The sequence below is a fragment of the Amycolatopsis sp. DSM 110486 genome, from assembly GCF_019468465.1.
Taxonomy (GTDB): domain Bacteria; phylum Actinomycetota; class Actinomycetes; order Mycobacteriales; family Pseudonocardiaceae; genus Amycolatopsis.
Genome location: NZ_CP080519.1, coordinates 5,975,212 through 5,991,530, shown reverse-complemented (window position 1 = coordinate 5,991,530; position 16,319 = coordinate 5,975,212). Strand labels below are relative to the sequence as shown.

General features: G+C 69.9%; 16 protein-coding genes. 7 read left to right on the top strand and 9 right to left on the bottom strand.

Annotation, left to right across the window (positions count from 1 at the left end; genetic code table 11):
• Positions 1-34: 34 nt before the first annotated feature.
• Positions 35-226: a hypothetical protein gene (locus tag K1T34_RS29110; protein WP_220247473.1), complete on the bottom strand. Its 192-nt coding sequence runs from the start codon at positions 224-226 to the stop codon at positions 35-37.
• Between the two features lie 257 nt (positions 227-483).
• Positions 484-1,782, bottom strand: a complete 1,299-nt coding sequence (locus tag K1T34_RS29105; RefSeq protein ID WP_370643846.1) for an NYN domain-containing protein — start codon at positions 1,780-1,782, stop codon at positions 484-486.
• A 268-nt stretch (positions 1,783-2,050) separates the two neighbouring features.
• Between K1T34_RS29105 and K1T34_RS29100 the strand changes: the two genes are divergently transcribed.
• Positions 2,051-3,769 (top strand): DEDD exonuclease domain-containing protein, encoded by a 1,719-nt coding sequence (locus tag K1T34_RS29100; protein ID WP_220237956.1) that lies wholly within the window; start codon positions 2,051-2,053, stop codon positions 3,767-3,769.
• 52 nt (positions 3,770-3,821) lie between these two features.
• On the top strand, positions 3,822-4,106 hold the full coding sequence (locus K1T34_RS29095) for an Lrp/AsnC family transcriptional regulator (RefSeq protein WP_220237955.1): 285 nt from the start codon (positions 3,822-3,824) through the stop codon (positions 4,104-4,106).
• 111 nt (positions 4,107-4,217) lie between these two features.
• Here the strand turns inward: K1T34_RS29095 and K1T34_RS29090 are convergent, their stop codons facing one another.
• Genes K1T34_RS29090 through K1T34_RS29075 form a run of 4 tightly spaced genes read right to left on the bottom strand, consistent with a single transcriptional unit; the run spans position 4,218 to position 8,514 of the window.
• A complete protein-coding gene (locus K1T34_RS29090) occupies positions 4,218-5,870 on the bottom strand; it encodes a cytochrome bc complex cytochrome b subunit (RefSeq protein ID WP_220237954.1) in 1,653 nt (550 codons plus the stop codon).
• Positions 5,867-7,018 (bottom strand): ubiquinol-cytochrome c reductase iron-sulfur subunit, encoded by a 1,152-nt coding sequence (locus tag K1T34_RS29085; RefSeq protein WP_220237953.1) that lies wholly within the window; start codon positions 7,016-7,018, stop codon positions 5,867-5,869. The genes K1T34_RS29090 and K1T34_RS29085 overlap by 4 nt, the downstream gene beginning before the upstream one ends.
• Positions 7,015-7,833 carry a c-type cytochrome gene (locus K1T34_RS29080; RefSeq protein WP_220237952.1) on the bottom strand — a complete coding sequence of 273 codons (819 nt, stop codon included), beginning with the start codon at positions 7,831-7,833 and terminating at the stop codon, positions 7,015-7,017. Before K1T34_RS29080 ends, K1T34_RS29085 begins: the two co-directional genes overlap by 4 nt.
• 54 nt (positions 7,834-7,887) lie before the next feature.
• The gene (locus K1T34_RS29075; protein ID WP_220237951.1) at positions 7,888-8,514 is read right to left on the bottom strand and encodes a heme-copper oxidase subunit III; all 627 of its coding nucleotides are present in this window, start codon (positions 8,512-8,514) and stop codon (positions 7,888-7,890) included.
• Between the two features lie 95 nt (positions 8,515-8,609).
• Between K1T34_RS29075 and K1T34_RS29070 the strand changes: the two genes are divergently transcribed.
• The 3 genes from K1T34_RS29070 to trpD are packed head-to-tail and all read left to right on the top strand — an operon-like array spanning position 8,610 to position 10,563.
• A complete protein-coding gene (locus tag K1T34_RS29070) occupies positions 8,610-9,035 on the top strand; it encodes a ribonuclease E inhibitor RraB (protein WP_220237950.1) in 426 nt (141 codons plus the stop codon).
• Positions 9,036-9,095: 60 nt separating this feature from the next.
• Positions 9,096-9,506: a hypothetical protein gene (locus K1T34_RS29065; RefSeq protein ID WP_220237949.1), complete on the top strand. Its 411-nt coding sequence runs from the start codon at positions 9,096-9,098 to the stop codon at positions 9,504-9,506.
• A gap of 7 nt (positions 9,507-9,513) precedes the next feature.
• On the top strand, positions 9,514-10,563 hold the full coding sequence (trpD, locus tag K1T34_RS29060; RefSeq protein WP_220237948.1) for an anthranilate phosphoribosyltransferase: 1,050 nt from the start codon (positions 9,514-9,516) through the stop codon (positions 10,561-10,563).
• 82 nt (positions 10,564-10,645) lie between these two features.
• On the opposite strand, the gene K1T34_RS29055 is transcribed toward trpD, so the two are convergent.
• Entirely contained in the window at positions 10,646-11,617 is a 972-nt protein-coding gene (locus tag K1T34_RS29055; RefSeq protein WP_220237947.1) for a GlxA family transcriptional regulator, read from the bottom strand.
• Between the two features lie 83 nt (positions 11,618-11,700).
• Between K1T34_RS29055 and K1T34_RS29050 the strand changes: the two genes are divergently transcribed.
• On the top strand, positions 11,701-12,645 hold the full coding sequence (locus K1T34_RS29050) for a DMT family transporter (protein WP_220237946.1): 945 nt from the start codon (positions 11,701-11,703) through the stop codon (positions 12,643-12,645).
• Here K1T34_RS29050 and K1T34_RS29045 read toward each other — a convergent pair.
• Together K1T34_RS29045 and coxB are read right to left on the bottom strand one after the other, a co-directional pair.
• On the bottom strand, positions 12,590-13,012 hold the full coding sequence (locus tag K1T34_RS29045) for a cytochrome c oxidase subunit 4 (protein ID WP_220237945.1): 423 nt from the start codon (positions 13,010-13,012) through the stop codon (positions 12,590-12,592). The two genes, K1T34_RS29050 and K1T34_RS29045, sit on opposite strands and share 56 nt — an antisense overlap.
• 39 nt (positions 13,013-13,051) lie before the next feature.
• Positions 13,052-13,999 carry a cytochrome c oxidase subunit II gene (gene coxB, locus K1T34_RS29040; RefSeq protein ID WP_220237944.1) on the bottom strand — a complete coding sequence of 316 codons (948 nt, stop codon included), beginning with the start codon at positions 13,997-13,999 and terminating at the stop codon, positions 13,052-13,054.
• A 196-nt stretch (positions 14,000-14,195) separates the two neighbouring features.
• Between coxB and asnB the strand changes: the two genes are divergently transcribed.
• Complete coding sequence (gene asnB / locus K1T34_RS29035) at positions 14,196-16,130, top strand: asparagine synthase (glutamine-hydrolyzing) (protein WP_220237943.1); 1,935 nt, start codon at positions 14,196-14,198, stop codon at positions 16,128-16,130.
• Positions 16,131-16,319: the final 189 nt, after the last annotated feature.

Below are 16,319 nucleotides of genomic sequence, written 5' to 3'. Positions count from 1 at the left end.
CGACCACTCGTCGCGCCGTTATCACCCAGAAGTGTCACGCTGGCTTACGTTCGGGCTCCGAAACCAAGCGCAGCCGGGGCACCATCCCCGCCTCGGCGAGCGCGTCGACGGCTCGCCGTTCGTCCGCGTCCCACGCCAGGGCGACCGGCGGGCCGAGCAGCACGCTCACCACACAGTCGTGGCACGCGTGGCCCCGCACGGCGCAGCGGTCGCAGTCGACGACCAGCGTGTCGAGGTCCGCCGGATCGACGTCGCTGAGATCGACACTATCGAGGTCAACGTCGCCGAAATCAACGCTGCCGAGATCGAGGTCGCGGTCGGCCGGTTCGTCGAAGTCGGTCCAGTCGGGCGGGTGGTGGTTCGTGTTCTCGGTCACGGGAGGCTCCTCACCGCAAGTTGGCTGTCGTGCTTCCTGGGACGCACGGTAGGAGCCACCACCGACAGTTTCCGTCCCGCCGGCCTCAGCCGTCCCCCGGACGGGTCTCAGACGCGGCTCAGGCGGCTGACCAGCACCGCCGAGGGCGCCGAGTGGGCACCGGTCGCGCGGACCGAGTCGGCGACCGCCCGGTCGGACGTCGCCACGACCATCGGCCGGCCCTTCGGCTCGGCCGCCACGATCGAGCGGATCACGTCGTCGGCCAGCACGCCGCGGTCGGAGAACAGCACGCGCACACCGCGCGGCACCGACGCCGGTACGGACAGCACGCCTGCCCCGTCGAACACCACTGTGACCTCGGCGCTCGTGCGCGCGGCGAGGGCGGAGAGCTGGTGGATGAGCCGGTCGCGCTGATCGGCCAGCGCCAGCTCGGGGTAGCCGGTCTTGGTGACGTTGTAGCCGTCGACGATGAGGTGCACGTTGGGCAGCGCGAGGTAGCGGTCGAGCGCCCCGACGTCCTGCACGCGCCCGCCCGGGCCGAGCCCCGACGTGGCGCCGCGCACCATGTCGGCAGGCCGCGCGCCGCGGTCGCTCAGCATCAGCTCGCGGCGCAGGCCGGTCACGGCGCCGTCGATCGTGTCGACCAGCAGCGCCAGGCGCACCTCGTCGGCTTCCCGGGCCTCACGGGCCGACTGACGGGCGATCTCGGCGTCGGTGACCGCCCGCTCCGCCCGCGCGCGCTCGGCCGCCACGCGGCGACGCTCGCGGTCCAGCTGCGTGGTCAGGGCGTCGATCTCCTCGGCCTTCGCCGTGCCGCCGCGCGCGACCTCGGCGAGGGCCTGCTCGGCGGCGTCTCGGGCCTGCCGCAGCTGCACGCCCTGCTCACGCAGCCGGCGCAGCAGCTTCTCGACCTCGGCCTCGCGTTCACCGCGAGCGGCTTCCACGGCGCCGCGCGCCTGGTCCAGTTCCCCGCGCAGCTCGGCGAGCTCCGCCTCGAGCTTCTGGTTACGAGCCAGCGCGGCGTCGCGTTCTGCCCGCAGCGCCGTCTCTTCCGCGTTCTTCGCGACGAGCCGCACGCGCCCGGCCGCGCCCGACTCCCCCAGCAGCACCGCGGCGGCCGCGCCGACGACGGAATCGGCGGCGTTGGGGTCCAGCGCGTCGGTGCGGTGCTCGCGCAGCCACTCGATCACGGCGGTGCGGAACTGCGCTGAGTCGCCCAGCGCGGCCAGCAACGCGGCGCCGCCGAGCTTCGCGCGCTTCGCGGGCGCGAACTTCGCGACGGGACGCAGCTGCCGCGGCACGTCGGTGGGCGGCAGCTTCGCGACGGCAGTGGCCGCCAGCTCGGCGATACGCTCGCGCACGGCGTCCGGCAGGCCCGTCCAGGAAGCGGGCTCGGGCGCCGCCATGTCGGCTTCGGGGATCTCGGCAGCGCCGGTCTCGGCCGGCACCGCGGTCGCGTCAGCCCGCGCCGGCACGGCCGAGGGGCCGACGGCGTCCTCGGGTGCGACCGGATCCACGGGCTGGGGGTGCATTGGTCCAGGGTAGGCCCCGGGGCCGGATCGCGCGCCGCTGGTCACCGGACGTGGGAACCACCCCACCAGGCACCCGCGCCACACCCGTCACACGGATCGCGCCGTCCGGGATTGTCGGTGGGCGGTCCTAAAGTGCGCGATCATGGACACCCGACCGCGGCCCGGCCAGGCTCAGCTGGCCTTCGACGAGCTCGGCACCCCGTTGCGGGACATCACGTTCGTCGTCTTCGACCTCGAGACCACGGGCACGAAGCCGGGACCGGACGCGATCACCGAGATCGGGGCCGTGAAGGTGCGCGGCGGTGAGGTGGTGGCCGAGTTCGCGACGCTGGTGAACCCGGGTTCGCCGATCCCGCCGCAGGTGGTGGAGCTCACGGGCATCACGCAGGCGATGGTCTACGACGCGCCGCGCATCGAGCGCGTGCTGCCCGCGTTCCTCGAGTTCATCTCCGGCGCGGTGCTCGTGGCCCACAACTCGGGGTTCGACACGGGCTTCATGCGGGCCGCGTGCGAGGGCCACGGCTATGTCTGGCCGCGCGCCACGGTGATCTGCACGGTGAAGCTCGCCCGGCGCGTGATCCCGCGCGAGGAGGCGCGCAGCTACCGGCTCTCGAACCTGGCGATGCTGCTCGGCTCCCGCACCCGGCCCACGCACCGAGCGCTCGACGACGCCCGTGCCACCGTCGACGTGCTCCACGCGCTGCTGGAGCGGGTCGGCAACGTCGGCGTGCACACGGTCGAAGAGCTCGTCGACTACCTGCCCGAGGTGACCACCGCGCAGCGGCGCAAACGCCACCTCGCGGCCGACCTGCCGGCGCGGCCCGGGGTGTACCTGTTCCGCGGCCCGCGTGAGGAGGTCCTCTACGTCGGCACCGCGCGGGACCTGCGCCGGCGCGTGCGGCAGTACTTCACGGGCTCGGAAAGCCGCGGGCGCATCCGCGAGATGGTGGCGCTGGCCGAACGCGTGGAGGCCATCGAATGCGCCCATTCGCTGGAGGCCGAGATCCGCGAGCTGCGGCTCATCGCGGCCCACCGGCCGATGTACAACCGGCGCTCGAAAAATCCCCACCACGCGTGGTGGGTCGGGCTCACCGACGAGGCCTTCCCGCGCCTGTCCGTGGTCCGGCTGCCGCGCGAAGGCACCCTCGGCCCCTTCCGCAGCCAGGCCGACGCCCGCACGGCCGCCGACACGCTCGCGGGCGCCGCCGGGCTGCGCACGTGCACGATGCGGATTTCGGCCCGCGGCGGCTCCGCGACCCCGTGTGTGCTGGCCGAGCTGGGCCGCTGCGGCGCGCCGTGCGCCGGCCGGCAGAGCGTGGACGACTACTCCCCCGCCGTCACGGCCGCGCGCGACCTCATCTCCGGCGACGACGGGCGTCCCCTGAAGATCGCCGCGGCCCAGCTCGACCGGCTCTCGGAGGGCCGGCACTACGAGCAGGCCGCCCGCCATCGCGACGAGCTGGCGGACCTCGTGCGTTCCGTCGGCCGGTCCCACCGGCAAGCCGCGCTCGCCGACATCGCCGAACTCATCGCCGCCAACCCGGACGGCAACGGCGGCTGGGAGCTGTCGGTGATCCGCCACGGCCGCCTGGCGTCCGCGGGGGTAGCCCGCCGCGGAGTGCCGCCGATGCCGGTGGTGGAACACCTGGTCGCCGCCGCGGAAACCGTGCTGCCCGGCGAAGGGCCGTTGCGCGGCGCGTCCGGAGAAGAAGTCACGGTGCTGCTGCGCTGGCTCGCCCGGCCCGGCGTGCGGCTCGTGCGCACCACGCGGCCCTGGGCCGAACCCACCGCCGTCGCCGGCTGGCGCGGGTGGCTCGACCTGGCGGCCGGTGCGCGGACGCTGGAACGGGTGGCGGGGTGATGAAGGCTACGATCAGCGCTCGTCGGGTACCGCCAGGGAGTGGAGGAACGCTGTGATCACGGCGATCGTGCTGATCAACGTAGAGGCCGAGGAGATCCCGCAGGCCGCACAGGCGATCGCGGACCTCGAAGGGGTCAACGAGGTCTACTCGTGCGCCGGTGACGTCGACCTGATCGCCACAGTGCGCGTGAAGGCCCACGAGGACCTCGCCGACCTCATCCCCGGCCGCATCGGCAAGGTGAGCGGCGTGCTGGACACCGTCACGCACATCGCGTTCCGCTCGTACTCACGGGCCGACACGGACTCCGCGTTCGAGATCGGCGTCGAAGGCGCCTGATCGTTTAGGTAAAAGGCCCTGCGCTGCGAACAACTTCGGACAACACAGCTCCGGACAACGAGGAAGGCCCCTCCACCCGCCTGGGTGAAGGGGCCTCCGTCGTATGGAGAGCTAGTGCTTGGTCCCGACCTCGTGCGACTCGGACTCCGAGCTTTCCAGCTCGGCGTGCCCGTTGCCGTGCGACGCCCGCTCGAGAGCGGCCGACTCCTCCGGCGGGTCCGGGGTCCAGATCGAACCCGGGACGGCGTGCCCGGCGGTGCCGAGCTTGTTCATCTTCTTCGGCACTGCGGCGCCCTGATACTCGAGCGGGACCGCGTGGCCGTGGCTGTCCACGCCGGCCAGCGGCTGGTGGACCTCGATGAACTCACCGTGCGGCAGGCGCTTGATGATGCCCGTTTCCACGCCGTGCTCCAGCACCTCGCGATCGGCCCGCTGCAGACCCAGGCAGATCCGGTAGGTGATGTAGTAGGCGATCGGCGGCACGATCAGCACGCCGATGCGGCCGGCCCATGTGGTGGCGTTCAGTGAGATGTCGAACTGGTCGGCGATGATGTCGTTGAAGCCCGACAGCTCGATGACCAGGAAGAACCCGAGCGCCATCATGCCCAGCGCGGTGCGGACCGGTGCGTCGCGCGGCCGCTGGAGCAGGTTGTGCGCCGCGTTGTCCTTCGACAGCTTGCGTTCCATGAACGGGTACGCCAGCAGCAGCCCGATCAGCAGCGGCATGCCCACCGCGCCGGGGAAGAACACCGCCGGGATCGTGTAGTTCCCGAGGTAGACCTCCCACGCGGGCCAGATGCGCAGCATGCCGTCGGCCCAGGCCATGTAGAAGTCAGGCTGCGACCCGGCCGACACCATCGACGGGTTGTACGGCCCGAAGTTCCAGACCGGGTTGATCTGGAACAGGCCGGACATCAGCGCGATGACACCGGTGACCAGCGTGAAGAAGGCGCCGCCCTTGAGGGCGAAGTACGGCATGATCCGCACGCCGACGACGTTGGTCTCCTTGCGCCGCACACCCGGGAACTGCGTGTGCTTCTGGTACCAGACCAGCGCCAGGTGCACACCGACGAGCGCGAGCATGATGCCTGGGATCAGCAGAATGTGCAGTGTGTACAGGCGCGGGATGATCTGGTCGCCCGGGAACTCGCCGCCGAACAGCGCCCAGTGGATCCAGGTGCCGATGACCGGCACCGAGAGGACGATGCCCGACAGGGTCGCGCGGATACCGGTACCGGAGAGCAGGTCGTCCGGGAGCGAGTAGCCGAAGAAGCCCTCGAACATTCCCAGGACCAGCAGCAGGCCACCGATGATCCAGTTGGCCTCACGCGGCTTGCGGAACGCGCCGGTGAAGAAGATCCGGAACATGTGGATCATCATCGAGGCGACGAAGATCAGCGCGGCCCAGTGGTGCAGCTGCCGCACGAAGAGGCCGCCGCGCACGTCGAACGAGATGTCCAGCGTGGTGCGGAACGCCTGCGACATCTCGACGCCCTGCAGGTTCTGGAAGCTCCCGTGGTAGGTGACTTCCTGCATGGAGGGGTCGAAGAACAGCGTCAGGTACACACCCGAGAGCAGGATGATGATGAAGCTGTACAGCGCGATCTCGCCCAGCAGGAACGACCAGTGCGTGGGGAAGACCTTGTTCATCTGGTGACGCAGGCCCTTGGCCAGCTTGTACCGCTGGTCCGCGTTGTCCGCGGCCTCGCCGAGGTGTTGCTCGAGCGCGCTCGTGCCCTTGGTGGGCGTGGTCAGTGAGCTCATGACTTACGCTCCCAAAAGGCCGGACCGATGGCCTCGTTGAAGTCGCCCCGTGCGATCAAGTATCCCTCTGAGTCAACCGTGATCGGCAGCTGGGCCAGCGGACGCGTCGCCGGGCCGAAGATGGGCTTGGCGTAGTGCAGGGCGTCGAACTGCGACTGGTGGCACGGGCAGAGGATGCGGTTCGTGCGCTGCTCGTACAGGGAGGTCGGGCAGCCGACGTGGCTGCAGATCTTCGTGTACGCGTAGTAGTCGCCGAAGTTGTAGTCCTCCTGGCCCTTCCGCTTCACCACGCGCGCGGCGTCGGTGGGGCGCAGCCGGATGAGCATCACCGGGTTGTCGACGCGGGTCAGCGCGGCGGCCAGCGCCTCGCGGTTGCCCGCCTCGGTCTTGCGGTACGGGAACACCGTCTCCATGCCGCCGGCGTCGAGGTCTTCGACGCGCAGCAGGGTCACGCCCTTCTCGACGTCGTCGTCCAGGCTGCCGGTGTTGGCGCGCAAGTAGACGACCTCACCCGGGTGCTGCGGCTGCCAGCCGGTGTGCCACAGCGAGTTCTCGTTCTCGGTGTCCTTCCACGGGTCCTTGATGAAGGACGCCAGCGGCAGGGCCGCGACCGCGAGACCCAGCACTCCGGCACTCGCACCGGCGGTGCGCTTGATCAGCGACCGGCGGGCGATGGTGCTGCGGGCCCCGGCGTCGGCCAGGTGCGCGAGGATCGTGGCGCGGTCGACCTCGGCCGACGGACCGTCGCTGCGCTGCTGCACCGCGGTCTCCTGCGGCACGAACTTCTTCGTGTACAGGATCACGCCGATGCCGAGCGCGAGTACCGCGATGCCCAGCGTGACGCCCAGTGCCGGGGTGTACAGGCTGTAGGTGGCGTGCCCGCTCGCGTCGCTCGGGTCCTTGTACTCCCACCAATGCGGCCAGGCGACGACCACGACGAACGCCAGGCCCGCGAGCGCGGACAGGGCGAACCAGAACGCGACGAGCCGCTGCGCGCGGCGTTCGGCGCGGGTGTCCTTGACCGGCCACGGTTCCGGGTAGTCGACGATCTCGACGCCGTCCAGCTGACCGCCCAGCTTGAGCAGCTGGTCGCGGTCCATCTCGGCCAGTTCCGCCTCCGAGGGCGGCTGGGGCCCTTCGGCACTCATGCCTTCGATCCAATCCACAGTGTGATGCCCACGAGCGCGGCAATTCCGACGACGAAAGCGATAAGGCCTTCGGAAGCGGGACCGAACCCGCCGAGGCCGTTACCACCCGGGTTGTTGTTGCCGTCCGACACCGACTTTACATAAGCGATGATGTCTTTCTTCTCCTCCGGGTTGAGCTGCCGGTCGGAGAATTTCGGCATGTTCTGCGGCCCCGTGAGCATCGCGTCGTAGATCTGCTCTTCGGTGGCCGGGTCGAGGTCCGGCGCGTACTTACCCGCGGAGAGCGCGCCACCGCGACCGGTGAAGTTGTGGCACGACGCGCAGTTGAGGCGGAACAGCTCGCCACCGCGCGCCGGGTCGCTGCCGCGCAGCGCGGCACCGGTCTCGTCGGGGCGCTGCGCGCCGCCGCCGTGGGCCTGCACGAAGGCGCCGACGGCATCGATCTCGCTCGGCGTGAGCTTCGGCGGCTTGCGCTCGATCTGCGCCTCCTGGCGCGCGGCGGGCATGCGGCCGGACGAGGTCTGGAAGTACACGGCCGCGTCGCCGACGCCGATGAGGCTCGGACCGCGGTCCTGCACGCCCTCGAGGTTCTTGCCGTGGCACTCGATGCAGGTGTTGTTGTAGACCTGCTCACCCTGCCGCAGCAGAGCCGGGTCGCCCTGGGCCTGCGCGGTCTGGGGCTCGGGCGCGAACACGGCGTACAGGGCGCCGGCTCCCACCAGCGCGACACCGAGTGCGAGCAGGCCGGCGAAACGCCTGCGCAGCTTCGAACGCGCGCGGAACCGGCGCTCCGGGGACTTCTTGCTGGTGGTCATCTTGCGGCAACCCTTGCTGTCAGTTCAGGCCGATGGTGGTGGCGGCGGGCGGGATCAGGGGAGGATGTAGATCACCGCGAAGAGGCCCACCCACACGATGTCGACGAAGTGCCAGTAGTACGACACGACGATCGCCGAGGTGGCCTGTGCGGGCGTGAACTTGCTGAGCTTGGTGCGGATCAGCAGATACACGAACGCGATGAGCCCGCCGATCACGTGCAGGCCGTGGAAACCGGTGGCGAGGTAGAACACCGTGCCGAACGGGCCGGACGGGATCGTCAGCCCCTCCTCCACCAGGTTGTGGTACTCGTTGGCCTGGCCCGCGACGAAGATCGCGCCCATGATCAACGTGACGATGTACCAGCGCCGGAGCCCGTAGACGTCGCCGCGCTCCGCGGCGAAGACGCCGAACTGGCACGTCAGCGAGGACAGCACCAGGATCACCGTGAACGGGATCGCGTACGGGATGTTGAGGTGGAATTCCTCGCCGTGCAGGGGAGGCGGCCAGGGTGCGCCGGCCGCGTTCTGCGCCTTGACGGTGAAGAACATGGCGAACAGTCCGGCGAAGAACATCAGTTCGCTGGACAGCCACACGACTGTGCCGACGCTGACCATGTTCGGCCGGTTCAGCGAGTGGACCCGCTGGCTGATGGTGGAAGCTGCCGTTGTCACGGATCGCATTATGTCCTCCCGCGCGGGCACCCCGCCCTTCGGGTCCACGGCGGGTCGTGGGAGCTTCGCATCACACCCGAACCCGGCACAGGCAGGAGCTACTCGTGAGTTTGCTCGGTCGGCTTCGTGACCTGGCCCGAAAGCGCGAAAGTCCCGGTCTGACGCCTGATGCGCCCGGTTTGATGATCGTCGCGAAGGCGTTCGACCCCGCCGTGGCCGACTCGGCGGTGCTCGCGAATTCACCCGGCTGGGTCGCATCCGCACCCGCCGTCTTCGTCCACCACCTGAGCCTGCCGCCCGATCGCGTGGCCGAGGCGGCGGCGATCCTCGCGCAGGACGGGTGGGAGCTGCGCGAGCAAGGCCCCGACGGTGACCGAGTGCTGGTCCACGCCCTGCGGGTGCAGGTGCTCGACGCCCTGCACTGCGCCCAGGAACGCTCGCGGATGGCCGGTCTGGCGCAGCGCCTCGGCGGCGACGCGCTCGGCTGGGACGCCCGGCAACCGGGTGAGTCGCCCACCGCGTCCGCGTGAGATGCATCTCGGCCGATACGATCGCGAAGTTCCACCCGTGACGAGACGGAGGCGTGCTCAATGGGCGAGCAGACGAAGCGGATCCTGGTGTTCAGCCACAAGGCCGAGGTCCGCGACGCGATCATCAACGCCGTCGGCCGGCGGCCCGCCGCCGACCTGGACCGCGTGGAGTACGTCGAGGCGGCCGGGATCGCCGACGTGCTGTCCGAGGTGGACGCCGGCACCGTCGACCTCGCGATCCTCGACGGCGAGGCCCAACCCACCGGCGGCATCGGCCTGACCCGCCAGCTCAAGAACGAGATCACCGACTGCCCGCCGATCGTGGTGGCCGTGCGGCGCAAGGACGACCGCTGGCTCGCCACCTGGTCGCAGGCCGACGCCGTGCTGGTGCACCCACTCGACCCGCTGACCGCGGCGGAGACCGTCGCCGGCGTGCTGCGCGCCGGGCGTGTGCCCGCCGTCAACGGCTGAGCCGGGGATGGGCACCACCCCGGTCCCCCACACCTGGTCCGGCCTGCTGACGCAGCTGATCGGGCGCTCGGACCTGTCCGCCGACGACACGGCGTGGGCCATGGACCAGATCATGTCCGGAGCGGCCACGCAGGCGCAGATCGCCGGGTTCGCGATCGCGTTGCGCGCCAAGGGCGAGACGCCGGAGGAGATCTCCGGCATGGCCGAGGCGATGCTGGCGCACGCGCGCCGCATCGAACTGGACGCGCCCGCCGTCGACATCGTCGGCACAGGCGGCGACCGGTCCAACTCGGTCAACATCTCCACGATGGCGACGATCGTCACAGCGGCCGCGGGCGCGCCCGTTGCCAAGCACGGCAACCGCAGCGCTTCGTCGAAGTCGGGCGCGGCCGACGTTTTGGAGACGCTCGGCGTCGCGATCGACTTGGCACCGGACGCGGTGCACCGGTCGTTGCGCGAGATCGGCATCGGCTTCTGCTTCGCGCCCGCGTTCCACCCGGCGTTCCGCCACACCGGCCCGCCGCGGCGGGAGCTGGGCGTGCCGACGACGTTCAACCTGCTCGGCCCGCTCACCAACCCGGCCCAGCCGCGCAGCGCGCTGATCGGCTGCGCGTACGCGGACAAGACCCGTGTGCTGGCGGAAGTGTTCGCACAGCGCGGTTTCTCGGTGCTCGTGGCCCGCGGCGACGACGGCCTCGACGAGATCACCACCACCACGACCACGTCGGTCTGGATGGTCTCGGACGGCACCGTGACCGAACGCAGCTTCGACCCCAGTGCGCTCGGCATCCCGCGCGCCACGGCCGAGGACCTGCGCGGCGGCGACGCGACGGCCAACGCCGAAGTGGTGCGCCAGCTCGTGGCCGGCAAGACCGGTCCGGTGCGCGACGCCGTGGTGCTCAACGCGGCGGCCGCGCTAGCCGCGTTCCGAGGCTTCTCCGGTTCGCTGGAGGACGATCTGGCCACCGGGCTGGAGCAGGCCAACCGCGCCATCGACTCCGGCGCGGCGGCGGCCCTGCTGGAGCGCTGGATCACGTTCTCCTCGGCGTCTCGCTGACCTGACCACGACGAAGGCGGCACCGGAATCTTCCGGTGCCGCCTTCGTCGTGTGCGGGAGCGGTGCCGGGGAGAAAAGCGGCTTAGGAGCCCTGGAAGGCCGCACGGTAGGCGCTCGGGGTGGTTGCCCGCAGGCGCGTGAACTGGTGGCGCAGCGCGGCCGCTGAGGCGTAGCCACAGGCCGTCGCGATGTCCTCGACAGACAGCCGGCCCTCCTCCAGTAGCGCCTGCGCGCGGTCGAGCCGGCGTTCGGTGAGCCAGCGGTGCGGCGTGGTGCCCGTCGCGGCGGAGAACCGGCGCAGGAACGTCCGCTCCCCCAGCCCGCTGCGGCGCGCGAGCTCCGCGACCGTGAACGGCCGGTCCAGCCGCCGTTCCACCCACTCCAGCGCCTCGGCGACCACGGCGTCGTCCGGCGAGGCGGTGGCGGGCAGCGGTGCCTCGACGAACTGCGCCTGCCCGCCCGCGCGGTGCGGGGCCGCGACCATCCGCCGCGCGAGCGTGGTGGCCGCCGCGACGCCGCGCAGCCGCCGCACGAGGTGCAGGCACAGGTCCACGGCCGCGACGGTGCCCGCGCTCGTCGACACGCCGTCATCGTCCGCGTACAGCGCCTGCGGGTCCACGAGAGCCTTCGGGAAGAGCCGGCGGAAGTCCTGTTCGTACACCCAGTGCACGGTGCAGCGGCGGCCGTCGAGCAGGCCCGCGTAGCCGAGGGAGAACACGCCGGCGCAGAACCCGGCGACCCACGCGCCGCGCTCCCGGGCGTCACGGAGGACATCAAGAACCGGTTCCGGCGGCGCCACCGTGCGCGGTTCGCACGTCGGCACGATCAGCAGATCGGCCGTCGCGGCGAAGTCCAATCCGGACAGTCCCGTGAGCCCGAAACCGGACCAGGTGTCCACTGTGTGGTTTTCGGACCCCTTCGGCGAGCACACGCCGAACTCCCAGCCCTCGATTCCGTCCGAACTGCGGTCGGTGCCGAACACCTCGCACGCGACGCCCAGCTCGAACGGTGAGACCCGGTCGGCCAGCACCACCGCGACCCGTTGCACATCCACGCACCCCAGCGTGTCACAAGTTTTGCGGTCGTTGTCATCTCTGACACTGTTCGCGCGGGCCTCGCGGGCCGAATCTGTGACGCATGAAGAACCCCGAAACCCGCCCGGTCCTGCAGTGGTCGGCTGCCATGGCCCTGTCGGGCACGATCGGCGCGGTAGTGCTGGAAAGCGGTGCCGCCGCGCCCGCCGTCGCGTTCGCCCGCTGTCTCGTCGGCGGTGTCCTGCTCGTGGTGTGGTGCCTCGCGCGCGGTTATCTGCGCAGCTGGCGACCGTCCTTGCGCGACCTGCTGCTGGCCGCGCTCGGCGGAGTGCTGCTGGTGGCCAACTGGGTGCTGCTGTTCACGTCGTACACGCTGTCGTCGATCGGCGTGAGCACCGTCGTCTACCACACGCAGCCGCTCATCCTGGTGGGTCTGGCGGCGGCGTTCCTGGGTGAAAAAGTCGCGAAGACGCACCTGGCCCGGGCGGGCGTCGCGTTCGCCGGCGTGGTGGTGATCTCCCTCTCGGCCCACGGCGACGACGGGCAACCGGTGCGGTTCGCGGGGATCGCGCTCGCGCTGGGCGCGGCGGTGCTCTACGCCGGCACGTCGTTCGTGGCGAAGCAGCTCACCCACGTGCGCCCGCACCTGCTCGCGGCGGTGCAGTTGGCGGTGGGGACGGTGCTGCTGGCCCCGGCGCTGGCGTTCACGCCGTTACCGCACTCGGTTCCGGGGCTGCTGTGGCTGGTGCTGCTCGGCACCGTGCACACAGCGGTGATGTACGTGCTGATGTACGCGAGCATCGGCAAGCTGCCCACCACGACGGTGGCGCTGCTGTCCTACCTGTACCCGGTGGTCGCGGTGGTGGTGGACGTGCTGGCGTTCGGCCACCGGCTGTCGTGGCCGGAGGGCCTGGGAATGCTGGCGGTGCTCGCCGCCGCGCTGGCACCCCAGCGCGGCGGCAGGTCCCGGTCGCGAACGACCGGGGAAAACGTCACTCGTGGTTCGGACCCGTGTGGTACTCGAACACCAGCCCGCCCACGGCGATGAGCAGGGCGACGAGCGCCATGACCAGCAGCCAGATGTGGAAGAACGCGAGCGCGAGACCACCCAGCGCGGCCGAGGCCGCCATGGCGATCGGCCAGTAGCTGCCCGGGCTGAAGAAGCCGAGCTCGCCCGCACCGTCGCTGATCTCGGCGTCCTCGCGGTCCTCGGGGCGCGGTTCGATCCGGCGGGACACGAACTGCATGTAGCTGCCCGCGAGGAACGCGAGACCACCGGTCAGGAAGAGCGAGACGATGCCGACGGGCTCGGCCTTCTGGTCGGTCGCGTAGAGGGCGGTCATGACCCAGTAGATGACGGCCATGACGACGGCGAACGCCGCCACCATGTAGAAAATCCGGGCTTCGACCTTCATGGGACTTTCTCCCCTACTCCTCTGGTTCGCCGGAACCGGTCAGTTGGACGCGGTGCGCGCGGTGCGGTCGGTGTTGAACGGCTGCGTGGTCACCGAGTGCGGGGTGCACAGCACGCCGCAGTTCATCGCCGTCAGCGCCTCGGAAGCCGTGTTCGGCAGGCCCGTCTTCGGGTTCGTTTCCGTGCGCAGCTTGATGTACTGGTCGTACTTGTCCGGCGAGAGCGCGCGGACCTCGAAGTTCATCACCGAGTGGTACGTGCCGCAGAGTTCCGCGCACCGGCCGACGAAGGAGCCTTCGCGGTCGATCGAGTTCTGGAACGAGCTGTCCTGATTGTTCTTCTCGGGGTCCGGGAACACGTCGCGCTTGAAGTGGAACTCCGGGACCCAGAACGAGTGGATGACGTCGGTGGACCGCAAGCGGTACTCGATCGTCTTGTTCGTGGGGAGCACGAGCAGCGGGATCTCGCCGGACGAGCCGACGGTGCTCACCTGGGTGCCGTCCGGGCGCTTCGCGTTCGCGTCGTCGTACTTGAACTCCCAGTTCCACTGGAAGGCCACCACGTCGACGGTCACGTCCGGGTCGGGCTTCTTGTCGAGGACGTTGCTCTCGGTCGTCGCCGTGAAGAAGAACAGGACGCAGACCATGATCGTCGGGACGACGACCGTGAAGATCTCGAGCGGAATGTTGTACTGGAACTGCCGCGGGAGGTCGTCGGGACCCTCGACCGCGGAGTTCTTCTTCTTGCGGTGGAACGTCGCGGTCCAGAAGATCAGGGCCCACACGATGACACCGACGGCGAGCGCCGCGACGACCGTCCACGTCCAGAGGTTCTGCATCTCCTCGGCCTGCGGGGTGACCCCGACCGGCCAGCCGAATCGGAGGATCTCGTCCCCGGAGCAGCCCGTCGCGGTCAGCGCCACCAGCGCGGCGAGCGCAGCAACGCGGCCGACTCGCTTACCCCTGTGGGTGTGCACTGGTTTTCCCACTGCGCCTCGCCCTTTCACCCAGAGCCTCCTCGACCGATCTTCGTGACAGGCGGAGCCTAGCCGAGTTCACGGTTCCCGCTGTCCAAGGGGTGACCACAACGCGCGCGCGTCCACCCGATGCGGTCCGCGGTGCACGGTTCGCGGCATACTGGGCCCTTCCCCGGACCGGCGAAGACCCTGAGGTGTGTGAGTACGCGTGTGCGGCCTGCTTGGACTGATCTGCGGTACCGAGACCGACGCGGCGAACGCCCGTGAAGCAGTGGGCGCGGCGATGCGCTGCCAGCGCCACCGCGGCCCCGACGAGCAGGACACCTGGGCCGACGGCGAGGTCGTCTACGGCTTCAACCGGCTGGCGTTCATCGACGTCGACCACGCCCACCAGCCGCTGCACTGGGGTCCGCCGGAGGCGCCGGGCCGCTACACCATGAACTTCAACGGCGAGATCTACAACTACCGTGAGCTGCGCGAAGAGCTGGCTGAAAAGTTCGGCGCGAAGTTCGAAACCGAGGGCGACGGCGAAGCGATCGTCGCGGCTTACCACTACCTGGGCGCCGACGCAGTGAAGAAGCTGCGCGGCATGTTCGCCTTCATGATCTGGGACTCCGCCGAGAAGGTCGTGTTCGGCGCGCGGGACCCGTTCGGCATCAAGCCGCTGTTCTACGCCGCCGGCCCCGGCGGCGTCGCGTTCTCCAGCGAGAAGAAGAGCCTGCTGGAGCTCACCGACACGCTCGGCGTGGCCCAGGAGCTGGACCGCAAGGCCCTGCAGCACTACCTGGTGCTGCAGTACGTGCCGGAGCCCGAGTCGCTGCACACGGCGGTGCGCCGCGTCGAGTCGGGCACCTCGTTCCGTGTGGTGCCGGGCGGGCAGGTCGAGTTCACCCGCTACTTCCACCCGCAGTTCGCGGCGAAGCCGGTGAACGGCGCCGGTGAGGCCGAAGCGCTGTACGAGCGCATCGCGAATGTGATGCGCGACTCGGTGGGCAAGCACATGATCTCCGACCCGGACGTGACGGTCGGCGCGTTCCTGTCCGGCGGCATCGACTCCACGGCCACCGCGACGCTGGCGAAGGAGCACAACCCGAACCTCATCGCGTTCACCACCGGGTTCGAGCGCGAGGGTTACTCCGAAGTGGACGTGGCCGCCGAGTCGGCCGCGGCGATCGGCGTGAAGCACGTGGTGCGCACGGTTTCCGCCGACGAGATGATGGAGGCGCTGCCGCTCATCGTCTGGTACCTCGACGACCCGGTGGCCGACCCGGCGCTGGTGCCGCTGTGGTTCATCGCCCGCGAGGCGCGCAAGCACGTGAAGGCCGTGCTGTCCGGCGAGGGCGCCGACGAGCTGTTCGGCGGCTACACGATCTACAACGAGCCGATTTCGCTGGCACCGTTCGAAAAGGTGCCCGGCGGTGTGCGCAAGCTCATCGGCAAGGTGTCCACGAAGATCCCGGAAGGCACGCGGGGCAAAGACTTGCTGCGCCGCGGCGCGCTGCCGCTGGAGGACCGTTACTACGGCAACGCCCGCAACTTCCGTGACGACCAGTTGCGCAACGTGCTGCGGACCTATCAGGACGGCGTGGGCTTCAAGGACGTCACTGCGCCCTGGTACGACATCTCGCGCGGCTGGGACCCGGTGGCGCGCATGCAGCACGTGGACCTGTTCACCTGGCTGCGCGGCGACATCCTCGTGAAGGCCGACAAGGTCACCATGGCCAACTCGCTGGAGCTGCGCGTGCCGTTCCTCGACGCCGAGGTGTTCAAGGTCGCCGCTTCCATTCCCCTGGACCAGAAACTCGCGCACGGCACCACGAAGTACGCGCTGCGCCAGGCACTCGCGAAGATCATCCCCGCCCACGTGCTCAACCGACGCAAGCTCGGCTTCCCCGTGCCGATCCGCCTGTGGCTGCGCAACGAGATGTACGACTGGGCGCGCGGCATCATCAACGACTCGAAGACCGACGAGCTGCTCGACAAGCCCGCCGTGCTGCGCCTGCTGGAGGAGCACAAGGCCGGCCAGCTCGACCGCAGCCGCCAGATCTGGGCGCTGCTGGTGTTCATGCTGTGGCACGGCATCTTCGTCGAGCACCGCATCAAGCCGGAGATTCCGGAACCGGCCTACCCGGTGAAGCTCTGACGCGGTTTCCGCCAGATCCGAACGGGGATTTCGACGCAGCTTGAACAGCTTGGCGGCGAGATCCTCGTCCGGCAGCGTGCTTCACCTGAAACTTTTCGGAAAGTGATTCTGACCACGGCCGGCTCGGACGGCACGCTGCACTCGTTGCGGGTCGACCTGAGGTACTACGGCGTGTGAACCGGTTGGTGC